Genomic DNA, 21,428 nt, shown 5'->3' on the forward strand with positions numbered 1-21,428 from the left:
TTAAATTTAAGGAAAGGATGTTTTTTATGAAAGAGGATCAAAAGTACATAACGTGTGATGATGCGCTTAGACTAAACAGAAGCCAAGTGCGGGAAAATTACAAGGAGTACGTAAATTCTAATTTTGTCTCTATGCTGTCGATGTTGCAGTTTGATAAGCTTTTTGTGAAAGCAAAAGGCGTATCTGTATGGGACAGTGATGGAAATGAGTATTTGGATTTCTTGGGCGGTTATGGTGCATTAAATTTAGGCCACAATCCAGATGAGATTTATGAGGCGATAGAAAAAGTGAAAGATTTTCCAAATATACTTCAAGCTGCAGTAAATGATTTTCCGGGGGCATTGGCGTATAATTTGGCGATGGTTACGCCTGGCGATTTAAAGAAAAGCTTTTTCTGCAACAGCGGCGCTGAAGCAGTGGAAGGTGCACTGAAACTTGCTAAAATTGCCTCAGGCAAGCATAAAATAGTCTACTGCAAAAATTCATTTCATGGAAAATCTGCAGGAGCTCTTTCTGTCACAGGACGTGAAAAATACCAAAAGTACTTTATGCCTCTCCTTCCTGACACAGTGCAGGTGGAATATGGGGATGCCAATGCATTAGAAGATGCTTTAAAGGATAAAGATGTAGCAGCATTTATTGTTGAACCAATACAAGGCGAAGGCGGCGTCATAGTGCCACCGGATGGATATTTAAGAGAAGTGAGAGAGCTTACTGAGAAATACGATGCGTATTTGATATTTGATGAAGTACAGACTGGGTTTGGCAGGACTGGAAAGATGTTTGCCTGTGAGCACGAAGAAGTGGTGCCTGACATAATGTGCTTGGCTAAATCGCTGGGTGGCGGCGTGATGCCTATAGGTGCGTATATAGCAAAGGATGAGATTTGGAAAAAAGGATATGGAACCACTGATAGGTGCCTTTTACATACATCTACGTTTGGTGGCAATACGTTAGCATGTGCTGCTGGCATTACAGCCATAAAACTTATCTTAGACAAAAACCTTCCTGATGCAGCGAGAGAAAAAGGTGAATACTTCTTAAAAAGGCTAAAGGAGCTAAAAGATAAACATAAATTGATAAAAGATGTGAGAGGCAAAGGGCTTATGATAGGTGTTGAATTTAACCAGCCAGAAGGCGGGCTTTTAGACAAATTGTCTGGAGGAGCCGTATCAAAGTTGTCCAACGAATACTTAGGATCATTGGTGGCAGGAGAACTTCAAAACAAACATCGTATCATAACCGCATATACTCTTAACAACCCAAATGTTATAAGGTTTGAACCACCGCTTATTGTTACTAAAGAGCAGATTGATAGAGTTGTAGATGCTTTAGATGAGATAATGACGAGAAGCGGTAGTCTGTTGGGGATGACATTATCCAGTGCAAAGACCGTTTTGGGCTCATTTTTTAATAGATAGGTGATTTTATGGATATTAAGAAATTGTTTGATAGCGGTATAAGCTTTGATGAATTTATTAATAGCGAAGACAACAAAAAACCAGAAATTTTCAAAAATAGATTTGAAACTGTGAATATAGATAGAAGCATAAAGAATATTAAAAATGGCAGCAGGGTTTCAAACGTTTTGGCTTTTGCTGAAAGTTGGTGCCCAGACTGCCAAGTAAGCGTGCCTATAATGGCTAAAATATGTGCTATATTGGGAGTCAATTTTCGCATATTAAAAAGAAAAGGGCACGAGGAAGACATGATGACACTTTGCAAAGACAAAGAGGCAAAGATACCTACATTCGCATTTCTCGACTCTGATTTTAATGTATTGGACATTTGGATAGAAAGGCCTAAAATCATAAAAGAACTTGTGGCGAAAGGCGACAGTAGCTTTAGAATAGGTTATGTAAATGGAGAATACGACAAAGAAATTGTAGATGAGCTTTTAGAAAAAATATCCCGTTCATGATGGCGGGATATTTTTTTATGGCGTATCAAATAAAATTTGCAAATGACGATATAAAAATTTAGAAATTTTAAGATATGAAGAAAAATCACGTCAAATGGACAGAAAAATTCAATGAGAATAGATTTGTCCAAACACACAATAAGATGTATAATTAACTTTATCAGCATACAAAATATTGTAGTTAAATACATATGAGGAGAGGTTTTAAATGAATTTAACTGAAAACTCTAAGAAGGTTCTTGAAAGAAGGTATTTGGCAAAAGATGAGAATGGACGCGTCGTTGAGACCGTTGAGGAGCTTTTTGAGAGAGTTGCTAAAGCAATTTCAGATGTAGACAAAGAGTACGATATAAACGCAGACACTGAAGAAGTCAAAAAAAAGTTTTATGAGATGATGACGAATTTGGACTTTCTGCCTAATTCTCCAACGCTTATGAATGCAGGAAGGCCATTAGGACAGCTTTCAGCGTGTTTTGTGCTTCCTGTGGGAGATTCTATGGAAGAAATATTTGACGCAGTGAAGTACGCTGCCATAATTCACAAAAGTGGTGGTGGTACGGGATTTAGCTTTTCAAGGCTTAGGCCGAAAGGAGCTACAGTGAGATCGACAGGCGGTGTGGCGTCTGGTCCTGTAAGCTTTATGAAGGTGTTTAATTCTGCTACTGAAGCCGTAAAGCAGGGTGGTACACGACGTGGGGCAAATATGGGCATACTTAGGATAGATCATCCAGATATCCTTGAGTTCATACAGTGCAAGCAAGACAACAATGAAATCACCAATTTTAACATAAGCGTCGGAATAACAGAAGATTTTATGGAAGCAGTTGAAAAAGGGCAGGATTATGACTTAATAGATCCGCATACCAATAAAGTTGTGAAAAGCTTAAACGCCAGAGAAGTATTTAAGCTTATCGTGGAAATGGCTTGGAAAAATGGAGAACCTGGAATCGTATTTTTGGATCGCATAAACGAAAAAAATCCAACGCCTCTTGTGGGTGAGATTGAATCGACTAACCCATGTGTCACAGGGGACACGTGGGTGATGACTGCAGAAGGACCAAGACAAGTTAATGATTTAATTGGAAGATCTTTTGATGCTGTAATAGACGGTAGGATTTATAAAACGACAAATGAGGGATTCTTTAAAACAGGGCATAAGCATATCGTTGTGCTTGAAACTGTTGAAGGGTATTATGTCAGATTGACTGATGACCACAAAGTCTTAAAAGTTGTAGATGACAGTTTAAATGAGATTAAGACCGAATGGGTTTCTGCAAAAGATCTAAAACCAGGAGATAATATTCTTCTTAACAATCATAGGAATTTGATAGGATGGTCAGGCGAATTGGATGAACAAGATGGATATTTGTTAGGATTATTGGTTGGTGATGGAGTTCTAAAGAAAGACACTGCCATTATTTCTGTTTGGAAAGAAAGAAAAGTTGTAGGAGACGTTGATGATTATGGTGTAAATAATGTTATGCAATATGCTCTGGATTGCGCAATGAAGTTGCCGCATCGCAAAGATTTTGCAGGATGGATAGAAATAAAAGGGCGAAATGAATACAGGCTAAAGTTAGCGTCATTAAGAGACTTGGCGCTTAAAATGGGAATGCGCAATGGATTTAAAACGATAACTCCTCAGTTGGAAAAAATGTCGTCGAATGCTTACATAGGCTTTATTAGAGGACTTTTTGATTGTGATGCTTCTGTGCAAGGCAGTCCTGAAAAAGGGGCAAGCATAAGACTTTCGCAAAGCAATTTGGAACTTTTAAAAGCAGTTCAAAGAATGCTGTTGCGATTGGGCATTGCAAGTAAAATATATACAAACAGAAGAAAATATGACATAAAGCTAATGCCTGATGGCAAAGGTGGTCTAAAGGAATATAAAATAAAGCCACAGCATGAACTGTGTATTAGTGGCGATAATATGGGAATATATGCAAGACGTATAGGGTTTAAAGATGATAAAAAGATGAATAAATTAAAAGTTATTTTATCATCGTATAAAAATGGTGCTCGAAAAGAACGCTTTATGGCGAGAGTTTTGGATATTAGAGAAGATGGATTTGAAGATGTTTATGATGTACAAGTGCCTGGAATCAATGCATTTGATGCCAATGGGATAATTATACATAATTGTGGCGAACAACCACTTTTGCCATATGAATCCTGCAATTTGGGTTCTATAAATCTTAAAAATATGCTTAAAGAGGAAAACGGCAAATACGAAGTAGATTATGATAAATTGAGAGATACTGTTCATAATGCTGTGCATTTTCTTGACAATGTGATCGATGCGAATAAGTATCCACTGCCACAGATAGACGAAATGACGAAAGGTACAAGGAAAATAGGCTTAGGAGTTATGGGATTTGCTGACATGCTTCTTATGCTGAATATACCTTACAATTCTGAAGAAGCTGTGGAATTTGCTGATAAATTGATGAAGTTCATCGACGAAGAATCTAAAGCGGCATCGATGGAACTTGCAGAAAAGAGAGGCGTTTTTAAATACTACGATAAAAGCATATACAAAGACAAAAACATAAGGTTGAGGAATGCAACAACTACAACTATAGCACCTACTGGCACAATATCTATTATTGCAGGAACATCCAGTGGAATTGAGCCGCTTTTTGCAATAGCTATGACAAGAAATGTAATGGATAATACCCAGCTTGTAGAAGTCAACCCTATATTTAAGGAAGTAGCTTTGAAAAGAGGATTTTATTCAGAAGAATTGATGAAGAAGATAGCACAGCAAGGCACATTAAAAGGAATTGATGGCATACCAGATGATGTAAAAAGGGTTTTTGTTACAGCTCACGACATAGATCCTGTATGGCATATAAGGATGCAAGCGGCTTTTCAAAAGCATGTTGACAATGCAGTTTCAAAGACGGTGAACTTCAGACATGATGCGACGGTAGACGATGTAAGGGAAGTTTACGAGCTGGCTTATAAATTGGGTCTTAAAGGCGTCACCATCTATCGCGATGGAAGTCGTGACTCACAGGTGCTGAATTTGGGGATAAAGAAAGCTGAAAAAGAAAGCGTGAAGGAAGACAAGCAGGAAAGTCGCAATCAAATCGTCCCAAGGCCAAGGCCTTCTGTGACGAAAGGCATAACTGAAAAAGTGAGAATAGGCTGTGGCAACTTGTACATTACCGTTAATTACGATGACAAAGGTATATGCGAGGTGTTCACTAACTTAGGACGAGCCGGAGGCTGTCCGTCTCAGTCAGAGGCTACAAGTAGACTGATATCCATAGCTTTAAGATCAGGTCTTGATGCGAAGTCAATAGTAGAGCAGCTAAAAGGTATAAGGTGCCATTCCACATTAAGGCAAATGGCAAACAATAAGGAAATTAAAGTTCTTTCGTGTCCAGATGCCATTGCCAAAGTCATTGAGAAAGTTATGAAATTAAAAGTTGAAGAAGATGAAAGCTTCGCCCCAATTGATGTGCCTATAAATGGCAGCAACCATAAAAATGATGATGCAGTTTTACAGGCGGCATATACTTATGACACACAAGAAGAACGCTTTTGTCCTGAATGCGGCAGTGAAATAGAACATGAAGGTGGCTGTGTAGTCTGTAAAAATTGCGGTTACTCAAAGTGCGGTTAATGGACTGTTAAAAAAATCTCCCTAAAACAGGGAGATTTTTTAATTCAATCAAAAAACGACAAATTGTGAATAATATATGTGATATAATTTCATTTGTATATAAAATTTTATCTATTAACAATGAAGGATTTTTTTAATTTGTGTCGAATAACACATTAATTAGATTAAGAGGGGTTAAAAATGTTAAAAAAAAGGGAAACATTGTTTGATTTCGTGTTAATTGCGGTGGGGTTTTCGCTTCTTATCTACACATGTTTTAAATACGGCATTAAAATCGATATAAAGTTATTTTCTATACTTTTGTTAGCTATGGTTACTCTCGACAATTTGGGCATAAAGTACACCGATATAAAGCTTTCCATAAGCCCTGTAATCACGATAGCATCTTTCTTGATATATGGCACAGAATCATCAGCTCTTTTGGCTACAACATCTACCATGATTGAAACAATATTTTTTAGAAAAAAAGTAAAGAATGGATTTTTAAATGGAGCAATGTTTTCCATAACATACATAGTAGCGGGGCATCTTTATGAGAGTTTAGGTGGAAAAATCGGACGATTTTCTATTGGGCAGCTAATATATGTAGTAATTTATGTGCTCACAAGTTTTGTGATAAATTACTTTATCTTGTATTATGCGTTGAAAGCACAGGGGAAAATTCTATTTAAGAAATATTGGACGGAAAGCTCGATTTTAGAGTTGGCTTCTTATTTTGTAATGGTACCTGTAGGTATATTTTTAGCTAATATGTATATGAAATTTGGCACTGTTATTTTTATATACCACGTCATACCTTTGATTTTGCTGTCGTTTTTCATAAAGGCTTTTAGGGATCTTTACAAGGCCAACCAGAGGCTAAATGCTTTATATGAAATGGTGAAAATAATCAATTCAAAGTTGGATTTAGACAAAACTTTAGAAGCAATATTGTATGAGACGGAAAAAGTAGTAACCGTATCGGGGATAGCTATTTATTTGAAGGATGACAATGGCTTTTTGATAAATGAAAAGACTAAGTGCAGGGAAGAATCAATAGGTGCTTTTAAGGATGTGTACATGAACAATGAAGGGATTATAGGCAAAGTTGTAAGTGAAGGGAAATCTGTAATAATAGGCAATTTAAAAGCAGATAAGCGCTACTCAGACAAAAATATATCTAATTATTACGATTCTGCAATTGTAGTTCCTATAAAAGGAGCGGAAGGCATAATAGGGTGTATATCTGCATTTCAAAATGAAATCAACGCATTCGATGAAGACTCTTTAAAGATAATGGAGGCATTATCAGAGCAATCTTCGATAGCCATAATGAACGCAAAGAGATATTTTGAAATAAGTAAAAGGTCTATTACTGATCCTCTTACAAAAACTTATAACAGGAGATTTTTTGATCAGATATTGCATGACAGCATAGCAAAATCATCTATTGAAAAGACGCCTGTAAGCCTCATAATGCTGGATGTAGATAGGTTTAAACAGATTAACGATACATACGGGCACATGGTGGGAGATACTGTGCTTAGGGAGATTGCTTCAAGGATAAAAAGCTGTGTTAGAAACAATGATATCGTTGCAAGATACGGTGGGGAGGAGTTTTCTGTTATACTTCCGAACTTGACAGCGGAACAGGCGTGTGTGATCGCTGAAAGGATAAGGTATGAAGTATCGTCTAAACCGATAAAGACTGATGCAGGTGATATAAATATAACTGTCAGCGCTGGCGTTGCTGATTTTCCAAATAAAGCGGAGTCTGCGGAGAAACTCATAAGCCATGCCGATAGGGCTCTTTACGCTGGCTGCAAGACAAAAGGCAGAGACAGAGTCGCTGTGTATGAAATATAAATCTTCATAATATCTTCATTTTGAGTGGATACAATATATGTAAGTGATCTTTCAAGGAGGAATTCAAAATGGAGATATTTAGGTATATATTTGACAGCAAGTACAGAGAAAAAGTTTCAAACGAGTTTACACAGCAAGTCATTACATTAAACGACGAAGCAGAAAAATCTATTAATGATGCTTACAATCAAACTGATCAAAATGTTGCTGATGGCAACAAAGATCAATAAACGCCGGTTCACACCGGCATTTAAAGAAGTGGATGAAGCAAAAGTGAGGAGGTTAACCTCCTCACTTTTGTCATGTTTTGATTTATTTTCACAGCAAGCTTCAATTAATTTGATTTTTATGATATGATAAATTGTGAAGGTGGGATAAGTGAAACATGTTTGAAAAAACAGTCTATAAATGATACACTATTTTTATTGTTTGCCAGTTAATAACTGTTGGCAAAATATTATAAACACTTAAAATTGTACTACTATTATGCTATAATATCTATTAAAGTCAAATGAGGAGGAAAAAAGATGTTAAAAGGCGTTGCGGCATCACCGGGTATTGCAATAGGCAAGGTTTTTTTGTATGAGAAGAAGTTTGCTGAAATCAATACCCAAACTATCGATGAATCAATGGTAAAAGATGAAATAGCAAAATTTGAAAATGCAATCGAATTAACGAAAGCTCAATTGGAAAAGATCAAGGAAAAGACGGAAAGGGAGTTTGGAAAAGACAAGGCTGAGATTTTTGAAGCACATCTTATGCTGGCAAACGACCCGGAGCTTTATGATTCTGTTGTAAATATGATAAAAATTGATTATGTTACGGCTGACAATGCGGTGAACCACGTCATTGAGCAGCATGCATCCGTGATGGAATCCCTTGACGACAAGTATTTAAAAGAAAGAGCGGTTGACTTAAGGGATGTTGGACATAGGATAATAAATAATATACACGGCATAGTGGATGTAAATTTGTCAGAGCTTGATGAAGATGTGATAATAATTGCCAAAGATTTAACACCATCTGATACGGCTACAATGAGAAAAGAAAAAGTCTTAGGATTTGCTACAGATGTAGGCGGCAGGACTTCCCACACTGCTATTATGGCTCGGTCATTAGAAATTCCAGCAGTAGTAGGAACAGGGAATGTCACTAAACAAGTTTCTGATGGCGATATCGCCATTGTAGATGGAAATGAAGGAGTCGTAATTGTAAATCCCACTGAAGACGTCCTTAAGGAATATGAGGAAAAGCGGGATAAATACAAGATTCGAGTTGAAAAGCTGAAAGAATTAAAAGACTTGCCTGCAGTAACCAAAGATGGAAGGCAATCAATGTTGGCGGCAAATATTGGCACACCCAATGACGTAGAAGGTGCTTTGAAAAACGGCGCTGAGGGGATAGGGCTCTTTAGAACAGAGTTTTTGTACATGAATAGGAATGACTTTCCTACAGAAGAAGAACAATTTGAAGCATATAAATACGTAGCAGAGAAGATGAATGGCAAACCAGTCACCATAAGGACATTAGATATTGGCGGTGATAAGAAGCTACCATATCTAAATATGCCAGATGAGATGAATCCATTTTTAGGTTACAGAGCCATAAGGCTTTGCCTTGACGAAAAAGAGATGTTTAAAACACAGCTTAGAGCCAGCGCATATGGAAACATATTGATAATGTATCCGATGATTTCTTCAGTAGTTGAAGTAAGAAAGGCGAATGAGATTTTAAACGAAGTCAAAGAAGAACTGGATCGAAAGGGCGTAAAATACGATAAAAACATAAAAGTTGGCATAATGGTAGAAATACCATCTGCTGCGGTGACTGCGGATCTTCTCGCAAAGGAAGTAGACTTCTTTAGCATCGGTACTAACGATTTGTGCCAATACACGCTTGCTGTTGATAGGATGAATGAAAGGATAAAAGATTACTATAAGCCGTTTAATCCCGCAATATTGAGGCTTATTAAGAATGTCATAGATGCATCACACAAAGAAGGTATATTTACAGCTATGTGCGGTGAAATGGCTGGTGATCCGCTTACAACAGTTATCCTTTTGGGATTAGGCTTAGATGAATTTTCAATGAGTGCGAGTTCGATACCCAATATAAAGAATATCATAAGAAATGTTTCTTATGAAAAGGCTAAAGAGTTTACGGAAATGGTATTAAACATGTCAACACCTGATGAGATAGAAGAAGCAGCAAGAAAAATTTTATATGAAATAATTGGCGAATAAAAAATCTCCGGGCATACCGGAGGTTTTTTATAAAAAATTTTTTAATTTAAGAGGAAATTTAAAATCAATATAGAATAATAATATTAAAGCAATAAGATAGGGGGATATATATGAAAGATTATAAAACGCAACAAATAAGAAATGTTGGATTAGTTTCGCATGGCGGAGCTGGAAAAACTACGCTTGCAGAAGCACTACTGTATAATGCAAAGGCCATAGATAGGATTGGGCGCGTAGAAGATGGAACAACTGTATCTGATTACGATCCTGAGGAAATTTCAAGGCAAATCTCTATATCCACATCTGTAATTCCGATTGAGTGGAAAGACTGCAAAATAAATGTGCTTGATACACCTGGCTACTTTGATTTTTTTGGCGAAGTAATAAGCGGATTGAAGGCTGCCGACAGCGCTGTGCTGGTCGTTTGTGCTGCATCAGGGGTTGAGGTTGGCACTGAAAAGTCATTTCACATATTAGAGATTGAAAAACTTCCTACTGTGGTGTTTATAAACAAGATGGATAGAGAAAATGCAGACTTTTATAAAACTCTTGATCAGTTGAGAAATAAGTTTGGCAATAAAGTTGTGCCTATGACATTGCCTATTGGCAGTGAACACAGTTTTACTGGATATGTAGACCTTATTACGAATAAAGCATACGTTTACACCCAGAAGGGAGTTCAAGAATCAGACATTCCTGCTGAGATGGAAGAAAGTGCATCGCAATATAGAGAGGAGCTTATAGAAGATATTGCTGAAAATGATGAAGCCTTGATGGAGAAATTCTTTGCGGGAGAAGAGCTTTCTAAAGACGAATTGCTTAAAGGTTTAAAGGAAGGTGTGAAAAGTAGGGACATTTTTCCTGTAGTTTGTGGGTCAAGCTTAAAAAATATCGGTATAGATGCATTGTTAAATATTATGACAGATGTTTTGCCATCGCCTATTGAGGCCAACAAATTTAAGGCTGAGGCAGATGAAAATAAACCTTATTCAGCTTTTGTATTTAAGACGATAGCGGATCCTTTTGTAGGGAAATTGTCTATATTTAGAGTTGTTTCTGGCACTGTGTCTTCTGACTCCACTGTGTATAACGGTACAAAGAAGGCAAATGAAAAAATTGGACAGTTGTATGTATTAAGAGGAAAAAAGCAGATACCCGTTTCAAAATTGGTTGCTGGTGATATAGGAGCATGTTCAAAATTGCAATTTACAATGACAGGCGATACACTTTGTGATCAGGCAAAACAAGTAGAATATGGACCCATTGTATTCCCTGAGCCCACATTGGCTTTGGCTATAGAGCCTAAGGCAAAAGGCGACGAAGACAAGATAAGCAATGGACTTCAGAGACTTCAGGAAGAAGATCAGACGTTTAAAGTCGAGAAAAATGTTGAAACAGGGCAAGTCATAGTATACGGCATGGGGGAGCAGCATATAGAAGTCATATCCAAGAAACTTCAAAGCAAATTTGGAGTAGAGTGTGTTCTTACAGAGCCTATAATACCTTACAGAGAGACGATAAAAGGCAAATCGAAAGTGGAAGGTAAGCACAAAAAGCAAACTGGTGGACATGGGCAATACGGCCATGTATGGATAGAATTTGAACCGTATAAAGAAGGAGAGTTCAAATTTGAAGACAAGATATTTGGTGGAGCGGTGCCAAAGCAATACATTCCTGCGGTTGAGAAAGGACTTAGGGAATGCATAAAAGAAGGCGTGCTTGCTAAGTACCCTGTTGTGAATATAAAAGCAACGCTTTTGGATGGCTCTTTTCACCCTGTAGATTCATCTGAGATGGCGTTTAAAGTTGCTGCATCTATAGCTTTTAAGAAAGGCATGGAAGAGGCAAATCCTGTTTTGTTAGAGCCTATAATGCACGTAGAAGTAACAGTGCCTGAAGAGTATATGGGGGATGTAATTGGAGACCTAAACAAAAGGAGAGGGCGCATATTAGGGATGGAGTCAAAAGGAGACATGGAGGTGGTGACTGCGGAAGTTCCTCAAGCTGAAATGGCTAAGTACGCTACAGATTTAAGATCATTGACACAGGCTAGAGGAGAATTCAAAATGTCGTTTGCAAGGTATGAAGAGGCGCCACCTGCTGTTGCAGAAAAAGTAATAGAGGCAAGAAAAAAATCTCAAGAATAATTTCAAAAGGGGCTGTTGCACAACCGACTGTATATGTCATAGTGCATCAGCCTTTTTTATAAGATAAAAACGAAATCACAGGTTCTAAATGACATGCGATTGTGCTTTTTAATGATTTATCAAACTAAAGTAATAGATATTTGCAAGATTATGATATATAATATTCTTAATATACTGTATACTTTAAGGAGGGTAACAATGGATTTAAGAGAAGAAGCATTAAAATTACATAAGGAAAACAGGGGGAAAATCAGCATTTTAAGTAAAGTGCCAGTCAATGATTCAAAAGATTTGTCACTTGCTTATACACCAGGTGTCGCAGAGCCGTGCAAAGAGATACAAAAAAATCCTGATGTTGCTTATGAATACACAAACAAAGGCAACTTTGTAGCAGTTGTCACTGATGGCAGTGCGGTTTTGGGGCTTGGCGATATTGGTGCTATAGCCGGGATGCCTGTAATGGAAGGAAAGGCGGTATTATTTAAGGAATTTGGAGGAATTGATGCATTTCCGATTTGTATTGCTACAAAAGATGTTGATAAAATCGTTGAGACAGTCATAAACATAGCTCCTACTTTTGGAGGCATAAATCTTGAAGACATATCTGCTCCAAGATGCTTTGAGATTGAAGAAAGATTGAAAGAAGCTTTGAATATACCTGTTTTCCACGACGATCAACATGGGACTGCCGTTGTGGTTTTTGCTGGATTGATAAATGCTTTAAAAATTGCCGGTAAGAGTTTGAAAGACATTAAAGTGGTTATAAATGGTGCTGGTGCGGCAGGCATTGCGATAGCCAAGTTACTTATCAATGCTGGAGCTGGAGATGTTGTGTTATGTGATAGAAAAGGCATCATTTACGATGGAAGAAATGATACAGATGTATCAAAAATATCAATTGCTAAGATCACGAATAAAGATAAGATAAAGGGAACGTTAGCTGATGCCTTGATTGGTGCCGATGTTTTTATAGGTGTATCGGCTCCTAATGTGCTTTCAAAAGACATGGTAAAATCCATGAACAAAAATTCGATTGTATTTGCATTGGCAAATCCAATCCCCGAAATATATCCTGATGAGGCGAGAGAAGGCGGAGCACTGGTAGTCGGGACTGGAAGATCTGATTTTCCAAATCAGATAAACAATGTGCTGGCTTTTCCAGGCATATTTAGAGGTGCCCTTGATGTTAGAGCAACTGAGATAAATGAGGAAATGAAGATTCAAGCAGCATACGCAATTGCTGGATTGGTTTCTGATGATGAATTAAATGAAGATTACATAATACCAAAAGCATTTGATAAAAGAGTAGCTAAGGCGGTTGCATTGAATGTTGCAAAAGCAGCTATAGATACAAATGTGGCCGGTTTCGATGTAGATATAGAAAAGATAGAGTCAAAATTGAATAAAATTTTATAGTATGAATTGACCTCCTTTGAAAAAAATAAATATAAATTAAAAAAGGAGGTTTTTTTATGCCGCTACATCACAGACTTTCTAATATTTATTATGGCAATAATGATTTTATAAACATAGATGATGACATTGTAAAGATGTTAAGCATATATGGAAAATCTAATATTAAGAGAAAAGGCCATGAGTTCATAGATGAGTACAATGACTTTTACAGTGATTGTGATTTTTATTTTAGCGAAAATAAAAGTTATGATGAGTAAAAGTTAATAAATATTTGAAATATACGTTTAATCTGCTTTAAATAATGCTTAAATGGAAAAATATAAATTAAATGGTTGTTGACTGTATAGAAAAGAGGAATAAAATAGTAAGTGAAGGTCAAAGAAAGTCAAAGTAAGAAAGAGGTGATGGGATGGCGAGGCTAAGCGATTTAATAGAAGATTTTATAAAAAGCTTGATAGAAGAAGCTGATGAAGAATATATTGAGATAAAGAGAAATGAACTGGCTAATATTTTCAATTGCGCCCCATCACAGATAAACTATGTACTTGAGACGAGATTTAACTTATCAAATGGATACATCATTGAAAGCAGGCGTGGTGGTGGCGGATACATTAAAATAATCAAAAGGCCTGTTTCCAAGGATTGGATGTCAAAATTGATTTCAGATATAGGTGACAACATAACAGAAAGCAAAGGCAGGCTTTACATCGACACTTTATTAGAACATGATCTGATAACTGAAAGGGAAGCTGCATTGATGAAATCTGTGCTTAACGATAAGATTTTACCTGTTGCACAGTACGAAAAGCCTATTTTGAGGGCGATACTTTTAAAAGTGATGTTAGCAGAACTTTCAAATAATTTGATGAAAAGGAGTGATTAAAATGTTGTGCGATAAATGCAAAGAAAGACCAGCGACAGTCCATTATACTCAAATAATAAACGGCGTCAAGACAGAAATGAATTTGTGTGAGCAATGCGCTCAACAGGAAGGACTTTTAAACAGCGAGACATTTTCACCGTTTGTGAATTTTACACCATTTTCTGTGCAGGATTTGTTGGCAGGATTGATGAATTTTCTTCCAAATACAGGAAATACTTATATAGAGGAGCAATTAAAGTGCAGCAATTGCGGCATGACATACGACAGATTTAAAGAAACAGGCAGGCTTGGATGCAGTAGATGCTATGATTCTTTTTCAGATGAATTAAACCCGCTTATAAGGAGAATTCACGGAAGCACTGGACATAGAGGCAAGATTCCAAGAAAGACAGGCGGAGCATTAAGGGCAAAGAGAGAAATAGAGGAGCTTAAGGCGAAACTTGATAAGGCAGTAAAAGAGGAAGCATTTGAGGAAGCTGCAAAATTGAGAGATAAAATCAGAGAATTGGAGAAAAAGTATGGAAAGTAGGTGATGCTGATGTTTGACCATGACAATGATGTTGTGATTTCCAGTAGAATTAGACTTGCCAGAAATTTAAGCAATATTCCATTTCCGCCTGTCATGACGGAAAGTGAGGCAGAAAAAGTCAAAGAATCGGTAAAAAAGGCCATATTTGACAGTAAAACAATACTTTCAACGCAGTTTTCAGAGTACGATATGAAAAAAATAACTCCTCTTGAGAGGCAATCCCTTGTTGAAAGGCACTTGATAAGCCCTGATCTTGCGCAAAACACTAAAAACGGCAGTGCCCTTATAAAAAACGACGGAACTGTAAGCATACTTATAAACGAGGAGGATCACTTAAGGATTCAGACCATATTTAATGGGCTTAATTTAAAAGAAGCTTGGGATCTGGCAGATAAGATTGATGATTTGATTGAGGAAAACATAAGCTATGCTTTTGACGAAAAGTTAGGTTATCTTACAGCATGTCCTACGAATGTGGGAACAGGTATAAGAGCGTCTGTTATGGTACATCTGCCGGCTCTTACTATAACCGGACAGATAGGCAATGTTCTAAATTCTGTATCTAAAATTGGAATAGCAGTAAGAGGCATGTATGGTGAGGGGACTCAATCATTAGGCGATATTTACCAGATATCAAATCAAGTCACATTAGGCCAAAGCGAGGTAGACATAATAGAAAACCTTGAAGGCATTGTAAAGCAGATTATATCCAATGAAAGAAAATCAAGAGAGGATCTTTACAAGAAGAGAAAAGTGCAGATAGAAGACAGAATAGGCAGATCATACGGTCTTTTGACAAATGCAAAGGTAATGTCTACTCAAGAATTCATGAAACTTATTTCAGACGTTAGATTAGGTGCTGTTTTAAACATTGTAAATTTGGACATTCAAAAGATAGATGAGATAACAACACATATTCAGCCTGGAAACCTACAAAAAATAATAGGGAAACAATTAGAGCCATATGAAAGGGATATTAAGAGAGCTGAGTATGTATCAAAATTGATTAAAGGATAAAAATTTAGGAGGTGTTTTTATGGCAATGTTTGGTAGATTTTCGGAAAAAGCACAAAAAGTGCTTTATCAAGCACAGGAGGAAGCTCGCTCACTATACCACAATTACGTGGGAACGGAGCATATTCTTTTAGGTCTTATTAAAGAAGAAGACGGCATAGCATCCCGGGTTTTAAAAAGCCTTGGTGTCACTTACGAAGATATAAGAGCAAAGGTAGAATCACTTATTGGAATGGGAAATGTGCCTGGCGATGTGGTAGGATATACGCCAAGAGCAAAGAGGGTTTTGGAGCTTAGCTTTGCTGAGGCCAGAAGGTTTAATACAAATTACATCGGAACAGAGCACATCTTATTGGGCCTTATTAGAGAAGGTGAAGGCGTAGCAGTAAGGATTTTGATGGAGTTAGGTGTAGACTTCAACAGAGTCAGAGAAGAAATAGTAAAGATGGTAAGCGAAGAACCTTCTGGCACTACAAATAAAGCGCAAAGAGCTAAGAATACAAATACACCTAACTTGAACCAGTTTGGAAGAGATCTTACAGAGCTTGCAAGGGAAGGAAAGTTGGATCCTGTCATTGGACGTGAAAAGGAGATAGAAAGAGTAATACAGATTTTAAGCAGAAGGACTAAAAACAATCCATGCCTTATTGGCGAACCTGGAGTAGGTAAAACTGCAATCGCCGAAGGATTGGCAGAGGCCATCGAAAGTGGTACTATACCGGAGATTTTAAAGGGCAAACGGGTTGTAACATTAGATATGGCTTCAATGGTTGCAGGCACAAAGTACAGAGGAGAATTTGAGGATAGGTTGAAAAATGTATTGAATGAGGTCATCAAGGCAGGAAATGTCATACTTTTTATAGATGAGCTTCACACTATAATAGGTGCTGGTGCGGCAGAAGGTGCAATAGACGCATCTAATATCTTAAAGCCAGCCCTTGCGAGAGGAGAGATACAAGTCATTGGTGCTACTACAATCGATGAATACAGGAAGTACATTGAAAAAGATCCTGCTCTCGAAAGGAGATTTCAACCTATAATGGTTGAGGAGCCGTCTGTTGAAGAAACGATAGAAATATTAAAAGGACTAAGGGACAAGTATGAAGCACATCACAGGATAAAGATTACCGATGAAGCGATTGAAGCAGCAGCAAAACTTTCCCACAGGTATATAACAGATAGATTCCTTCCTGATAAGGCTATAGACCTTATAGACGAAGCTGCGTCGCGAGTCAGACTTAAGACAGTTACAGCACCGCCAGAGATAAAAGAATTGGAAGATAAATTAAATATGCTTAATAAAGATAAAGAAGAGGCTATAAGGACTCAGGAGTACGAAAAAGCTGCTAAGATAAGAGATGAAGAACAAAAAGTTAAAGAGCAACTGGAAAACTTAAAATCAAAATGGCAGCAGAATTCATTAGTTAAAGAAAAAAGCGTTGGAGCTGAAGAAATTTCGCAAATTGTATCCCTTTGGACTGGCATTCCAACACAGAAGCTTGCACAAGAAGAATCTGAAAGGCTTTTGCATTTGGAAGAGATACTGCACAAGCGTGTAATAGGTCAGGATGAAGCAGTGGATGCAGTGGCAAGAGCCATAAGAAGGGCAAGAGTTGGACTTAAAGATCCGAAAAGACCTATTGGATCATTTATATTCTTAGGGCCAACAGGTGTCGGTAAGACAGAGCTTAGCAAAGCGCTAGCAGAAGCCATGTTTGGAGACGAATCAGCGATAGTCAGAATAGATATGTCTGAGTATATGGAAAAATTCTCTGTATCAAGGCTTATCGGCTCTCCTCCAGGATATGTTGGATATGAAGAAGGCGGAGAGCTTACTGAAAAAATAAGAAGAAAGCCGTATTCGGTCATCTTATTTGACGAAATTGAAAAAGCTCATCCAGATGTGTTTAATATACTGTTGCAAATATTAGACGATGGAAGGCTGACAGATTCAAAAGGCAGAACGGTAGATTTCAAAAATACACTCATAATAATGACTTCCAACGTTGGAGCACAGCTTATTAAGAAGCAGACTACTTTAGGTTTTATGCCTGAAAGCAACGCAGAAAAAGAATCGTACGAAAAGATGAAGGAAAACATCTTAGAGGAGCTTAAAAAATCATTTAGGCCTGAATTTTTAAACAGGATTGATGATATCATCGTATTCCGTCAACTGACGCAGGATGACATAAGGAAGATTACCGATTTGATGATCGCTGATTTGAATAAGAGGCTTAAAGATAACAACATAAGCCTTGAATTTACAGATGATGCAAAAGAAGAACTTCTTAAAGAAGGCTATGATGTGACTTATGGCGCAAGGCCATTGAGAAGGGCCATACAGAAAGTTGTTGAAAGTGAGCTTTCTGAGCTTATGCTGAAAGGCGAGATAAAATCTGGCGATAAAGTTTTAGTTAAATTAAAAGACGGTAAATTTGATTTTACGAAAGTTTAAGCATACTTGGATACTCTCTAAGTGAGGGTATCCAATTTTTATATTTCAATGTGATATAATTTTAGTGATAGATATACATGGAAAGTCGGTGGAAATGTGAAAAAAGATAAGACTAAATTTGTCTGCCAACAGTGCGGATTTGAAAGCACAAAGTGGATGGGAAAGTGTCCTAATTGCGATGAATGGAATTCGTTTGTTGAAGAGGTAGTTGAAGACAGCGACAAAAAGTCGCGAGAAAGCGTACTTACATCAAAAGTTGAGCTTTTAAAAGATATAGAGGCAAAGGATGAAGACCGTATAAAAACAGGAATTAGTGAATTTGACAGGGTATTAGGCGGTGGTGTTGTAAAAGGTTCTCTTGTTTTAATTGGGGGAGAACCCGGCATCGGCAAGTCAACTATGCTTTTGCAGATATCGGACGTGATGTCTAATTTCACAAAGGTTTTGTACGTTTCAGGAGAAGAATCATCAAGCCAGATAAAAATGAGAGCAGACAGAATCATAAAAGGCAAGCAGGAGATATACTTCTTGGCCGAAACTAACATAAACAATGTGGAAAGACACGTAGAGAAGATATCGCCTGGTTTTATTATAGTTGATTCAATCCAGACTATGTACGCAGATGAAAGCACAACTATACCAGGCAGTGTGTCGCAAGTAAGACAAGTTACGCAGCATCTTTTAAGGCTATCGAAACAAAACGGGATTACTGTATTCATAATAGGTCATGTAACTAAGGAAGGCTCTATAGCAGGCCCCAGAGTGTTGGAGCATATGGTGGATACTGTATTGTACTTTGAAGGTGATAGGACGCAGTCATTTAGGATATTAAGAGCTTACAAAAACAGATTTGGCTCTACAAATGAAATAGGGGTATTTGAAATGGAATCAGAAGGTTTAAAAGAGGTAAAGAATCCTTCTGAAGTGCTTTTATCTGGGAGAGATTTGAATGCACCGGGTCTTGCTGTAATAAGCTCTATGGAGGGCACGAGGCCAATTTTATTAGAGGTTCAATCGCTTATTTGCCATACCAATTTTGGATTGCCAAGGAGGATGTCAACAGGCATAGATTACAACAAATTTGTCCTTTTATTGGCTGTATTGGAAAAGAAATGTGGGATAAATCTTTCACAATCAGACGTATACTTAAATATAGCTGGTGGATTGAAAGTACAAGAGCCTGCGGCCGATTTAGGAATAGTTGCAGCTTTAATATCAGGGTATTTAAATATTCCCATCTCTAATGACATCTGTTTTTCTGGTGAGGTTGGACTGATAGGCGAAGTAAGACCTGTAAGCAATTTAGAGAGAAGGATAAGTGAAGCCAGAAAGATGGGGTTTAAAACAATAGTAGTGCCACAGATGAAGGTAGAAAATAATTACGATATGAACGTAAAAAAGATTAAAAACATCGTAGAACTTACAGATGTAATTGCAAAATAAAAAGTGGGTCTATCCCCACTAAAATCACAGCATATTGAAAACTCCCAGCGTATTAAGCTCTTTATCCTTTTTAAGCAAGATATCGTAGAAGTTTAAGCCCAGCGTGTTGCAAAGGGCTATTATATAGAATATGTTGTTGCCGATTTCGGTTTCTAAAACTTCACGGCAGTTATCGCACAACTGACCATCCACATGTGTTTTGATGTACTTATGTGCGTCTTCTATCATGGCATCTTCAGGGATTTCTTGCTTTTGTGCATTGATTTTTAGACAACCGCACTCTGTAACAGATTTTGCTACTGCTCTGTTGACTCTGGCACTGCTTTCTTGAATTTTTGTCAAAATATCGAGAATGCTTTTGTGACGTATTAAGTATTCTTCTACTGTGTTTTGTAGATCATCGACTATTATATCCTTCATGGTTATGCCCACTCCCGTTTCTTTAAATCTTAAATCAATTATATACTTGTAAATGTTGTGTTGTCAATATTTACACGAAATAACATTTATAGCATGACTAAATTTTTTGTAAATTGACAATGTTTATCTATAAGTAGTATACTTTTATTAAAGAAGCCCTATACATGTAAAATTTGTTATGTGCCTTTATAAAATTTCCCCATTGACTTATAATTAGTGACATTTTTGATAATAATAGAAGTGGAGGTGAATATATGTTATACAAAATTGTAAGAGGAATTATTTCGATAGTTGGCTTAGGAGTGGGATTTGAAGCGGCTTACCTGTCTTTGGCCGTATTGAAGCTGCAAAAACTGATGGATTTGACATTGACAAGTATTACATCAATCATTGTATACGCTGTTGGGGCTTTGATAGGCGGAATCATATTTTTTATTTTTTCTCCTAAACTTATTAAATGGGGAAAAGATTTCGAAGGTTGGCTTGAGACAGCACTTCAAAAATCACCGATATACGATATCTTAGTTGGCGCTTTTGGATTAATCATTGGATTGATTTTGGCAAACCTTATTAGCGCTCCTATTTATCAGCTTCCATTTGTAGGAAAGGTTATTCCTATAATAATCAGTGTGTTTTTCGGTTATCTTGGAATAAGCATATCATTGAAAAAAAAAGATGAATTTATGAATTTGTTTGCGATAGTGAAAAAGATGGGACAGCAAAAATCGCAAAAAGTAGAGATAAGCGAGATACCAAAAATTCTCGATACCAGTGTCATAATAGATGGCAGGATTTTTGATATATGTAAAACGGGGTTTGTAGAAGGACCACTCATCATACCTAATTTTGTGCTGGAGGAATTGAGGCATATAGCTGATTCATCTGATTCATTAAAGAGGAATAGAGGCAGAAGAGGCCTTGATGTTTTAAACAAAATACAAAAGGAATTGGACATGAAGGTGCAGATTGTAGATAAGGATGTGGACGCATCCGAAGTAGACACGAAACTTTTAAGGCTTGCTAAGATGATGAATGGGAAAGTTATAACAAATGATTATAATTTGAATAAAGTAGCTGAATTTCAAGGTGTACCCGTCCTTAATATAAATGAACTTTCAAATGCGGTAAAGCCTGTGGTGCTTCCTGGAGAAGAGATGGTCGTTCAAGTCATAAAGGATGGGAAGGAATCTGGTCAAGGCATAGCCTACCTTGACGATGGCACTATGATCGTGGTAGACGGTGGCAAAAAACATATAGGCGATACATTGGACGTCCTTGTAACAAGCGTTTTACAGACTGCAGCAGGTAGAATGATATTTGCCAAACCGAAGCAAACAGATCAAGAAAAAGCTATGTGATATTTTAACGAAGGCTTGAAAGAAGTCTCCCATCCTCTATAGGTGGGAGATGAATTTCTATTGTCTGCCATAGAATAATATGCCATAATAGATACAGAAAATTTTATTGTAGAAAGCCAAGGT

16 protein-coding genes are annotated in these 21,428 nt (G+C 37.2%); 15 read left to right on the forward strand and 1 reads right to left on the reverse strand.

Features of this window, described 5'->3' with window-relative positions:
* Positions 1-26 precede the first annotated feature (26 nt).
* The 14 genes from JJQ93_RS11860 (at position 27) to radA (ending at position 19,527) form a co-directional block, all read left to right on the forward strand.
* On the forward strand, positions 27-1,421 hold the full coding sequence (locus JJQ93_RS11860; protein WP_274893915.1) for an aspartate aminotransferase family protein: 1,395 nt from the start codon (positions 27-29) through the stop codon (positions 1,419-1,421).
* Positions 1,422-1,429: 8 nt separating this feature from the next.
* A complete protein-coding gene (locus JJQ93_RS11865) occupies positions 1,430-1,921 on the forward strand; it encodes a thioredoxin family protein (protein WP_274893916.1) in 492 nt (163 codons plus the stop codon).
* A gap of 208 nt (positions 1,922-2,129) precedes the next feature.
* Entirely contained in the window at positions 2,130-5,552 is a 3,423-nt protein-coding gene (locus JJQ93_RS11870; protein WP_274893917.1) for an adenosylcobalamin-dependent ribonucleoside-diphosphate reductase, read from the forward strand.
* Between the two features lie 180 nt (positions 5,553-5,732).
* On the forward strand, positions 5,733-7,397 hold the full coding sequence (locus tag JJQ93_RS11875; protein ID WP_274893918.1) for a sensor domain-containing diguanylate cyclase: 1,665 nt from the start codon (positions 5,733-5,735) through the stop codon (positions 7,395-7,397).
* Between the two features lie 68 nt (positions 7,398-7,465).
* Positions 7,466-7,627, forward strand: a complete 162-nt coding sequence (locus JJQ93_RS11880; RefSeq protein ID WP_168170192.1) for a hypothetical protein — start codon at positions 7,466-7,468, stop codon at positions 7,625-7,627.
* Positions 7,628-7,924: 297 nt separating this feature from the next.
* Positions 7,925-9,640 carry a phosphoenolpyruvate--protein phosphotransferase gene (gene ptsP, locus JJQ93_RS11885; RefSeq protein ID WP_274893919.1) on the forward strand — a complete coding sequence of 572 codons (1,716 nt, stop codon included), beginning with the start codon at positions 7,925-7,927 and terminating at the stop codon, positions 9,638-9,640.
* Between the two features lie 110 nt (positions 9,641-9,750).
* Positions 9,751-11,787 (forward strand): elongation factor G, encoded by a 2,037-nt coding sequence (gene fusA / locus JJQ93_RS11890; RefSeq protein ID WP_274893920.1) that lies wholly within the window; start codon positions 9,751-9,753, stop codon positions 11,785-11,787.
* Between the two features lie 198 nt (positions 11,788-11,985).
* On the forward strand, positions 11,986-13,203 hold the full coding sequence (locus JJQ93_RS11895; protein WP_085112731.1) for an NAD(P)-dependent malic enzyme: 1,218 nt from the start codon (positions 11,986-11,988) through the stop codon (positions 13,201-13,203).
* Between the two features lie 56 nt (positions 13,204-13,259).
* Positions 13,260-13,460, forward strand: a complete 201-nt coding sequence (locus tag JJQ93_RS11900; protein ID WP_274893921.1) for a hypothetical protein — start codon at positions 13,260-13,262, stop codon at positions 13,458-13,460.
* A gap of 152 nt (positions 13,461-13,612) precedes the next feature.
* Positions 13,613-14,086 carry a CtsR family transcriptional regulator gene (locus JJQ93_RS11905; RefSeq protein ID WP_274893922.1) on the forward strand — a complete coding sequence of 158 codons (474 nt, stop codon included), beginning with the start codon at positions 13,613-13,615 and terminating at the stop codon, positions 14,084-14,086.
* 1 nt (position 14,087) lies between these two features.
* Complete coding sequence (locus JJQ93_RS11910; protein ID WP_085112728.1) at positions 14,088-14,615, forward strand: UvrB/UvrC motif-containing protein; 528 nt, start codon at positions 14,088-14,090, stop codon at positions 14,613-14,615.
* A 9-nt stretch (positions 14,616-14,624) separates the two neighbouring features.
* Complete coding sequence (locus JJQ93_RS11915; RefSeq protein ID WP_085112727.1) at positions 14,625-15,632, forward strand: protein arginine kinase; 1,008 nt, start codon at positions 14,625-14,627, stop codon at positions 15,630-15,632.
* A gap of 19 nt (positions 15,633-15,651) precedes the next feature.
* Complete coding sequence (locus tag JJQ93_RS11920; protein ID WP_013787118.1) at positions 15,652-18,084, forward strand: ATP-dependent Clp protease ATP-binding subunit; 2,433 nt, start codon at positions 15,652-15,654, stop codon at positions 18,082-18,084.
* Between the two features lie 96 nt (positions 18,085-18,180).
* Positions 18,181-19,527 carry a DNA repair protein RadA gene (radA, locus tag JJQ93_RS11925; RefSeq protein WP_274893923.1) on the forward strand — a complete coding sequence of 449 codons (1,347 nt, stop codon included), beginning with the start codon at positions 18,181-18,183 and terminating at the stop codon, positions 19,525-19,527.
* 24 nt (positions 19,528-19,551) lie between these two features.
* Here the strand turns inward: radA and JJQ93_RS11930 are convergent, their stop codons facing one another.
* Complete coding sequence (locus JJQ93_RS11930; protein WP_013787120.1) at positions 19,552-19,947, reverse strand: nucleoside triphosphate pyrophosphohydrolase family protein; 396 nt, start codon at positions 19,945-19,947, stop codon at positions 19,552-19,554.
* Between the two features lie 254 nt (positions 19,948-20,201).
* On the opposite strand from JJQ93_RS11930, the gene JJQ93_RS11935 reads away from it, so the two are divergent.
* Entirely contained in the window at positions 20,202-21,305 is a 1,104-nt protein-coding gene (locus JJQ93_RS11935) for a PIN/TRAM domain-containing protein (protein WP_013787121.1), read from the forward strand.
* Positions 21,306-21,428 lie beyond the last annotated feature (123 nt).

Origin of the sequence: Thermoanaerobacterium sp. R66, from assembly GCF_028895185.1 — a bacterium.
In the GTDB taxonomy this organism is placed as follows: Bacteria; Bacillota; Thermoanaerobacteria; order Thermoanaerobacterales; family Thermoanaerobacteraceae; genus Thermoanaerobacterium.

Bases quoted from the DNA above. Each gene is read 5' to 3' on its own strand.
- JJQ93_RS11915 (WP_085112727.1), top strand. From the start codon at position 14,625: ATGTTTGACCATGACAATGATGTTGTGATTTCCAGTAGAATTAGACTT.
- JJQ93_RS11860 (WP_274893915.1), top strand. From the start codon at position 27: ATGAAAGAGGATCAAAAGTACATAACGTGTGATGATGCGCTTAGACTA.
- JJQ93_RS11870 (WP_274893917.1), top strand. From the start codon at position 2,130: ATGAATTTAACTGAAAACTCTAAGAAGGTTCTTGAAAGAAGGTATTTG.
- JJQ93_RS11895 (WP_085112731.1), top strand. From the start codon at position 11,986: ATGGATTTAAGAGAAGAAGCATTAAAATTACATAAGGAAAACAGGGGG.
- JJQ93_RS11920 (WP_013787118.1), top strand. From the start codon at position 15,652: ATGGCAATGTTTGGTAGATTTTCGGAAAAAGCACAAAAAGTGCTTTAT.
- JJQ93_RS11930 (WP_013787120.1), bottom strand. From the start codon at position 19,947: ATGAAGGATATAATAGTCGATGATCTACAAAACACAGTAGAAGAATAC.
- JJQ93_RS11935 (WP_013787121.1), top strand. From the start codon at position 20,202: ATGTTATACAAAATTGTAAGAGGAATTATTTCGATAGTTGGCTTAGGA.
- JJQ93_RS11905 (WP_274893922.1), top strand. From the start codon at position 13,613: ATGGCGAGGCTAAGCGATTTAATAGAAGATTTTATAAAAAGCTTGATA.
- fusA (WP_274893920.1), top strand. From the start codon at position 9,751: ATGAAAGATTATAAAACGCAACAAATAAGAAATGTTGGATTAGTTTCG.
- ptsP (WP_274893919.1), top strand. From the start codon at position 7,925: ATGTTAAAAGGCGTTGCGGCATCACCGGGTATTGCAATAGGCAAGGTT.
- JJQ93_RS11880 (WP_168170192.1), top strand. From the start codon at position 7,466: ATGGAGATATTTAGGTATATATTTGACAGCAAGTACAGAGAAAAAGTT.
- JJQ93_RS11900 (WP_274893921.1), top strand. From the start codon at position 13,260: ATGCCGCTACATCACAGACTTTCTAATATTTATTATGGCAATAATGAT.
- JJQ93_RS11865 (WP_274893916.1), top strand. From the start codon at position 1,430: ATGGATATTAAGAAATTGTTTGATAGCGGTATAAGCTTTGATGAATTT.
- JJQ93_RS11875 (WP_274893918.1), top strand. From the start codon at position 5,733: ATGTTAAAAAAAAGGGAAACATTGTTTGATTTCGTGTTAATTGCGGTG.
- JJQ93_RS11910 (WP_085112728.1), top strand. From the start codon at position 14,088: ATGTTGTGCGATAAATGCAAAGAAAGACCAGCGACAGTCCATTATACT.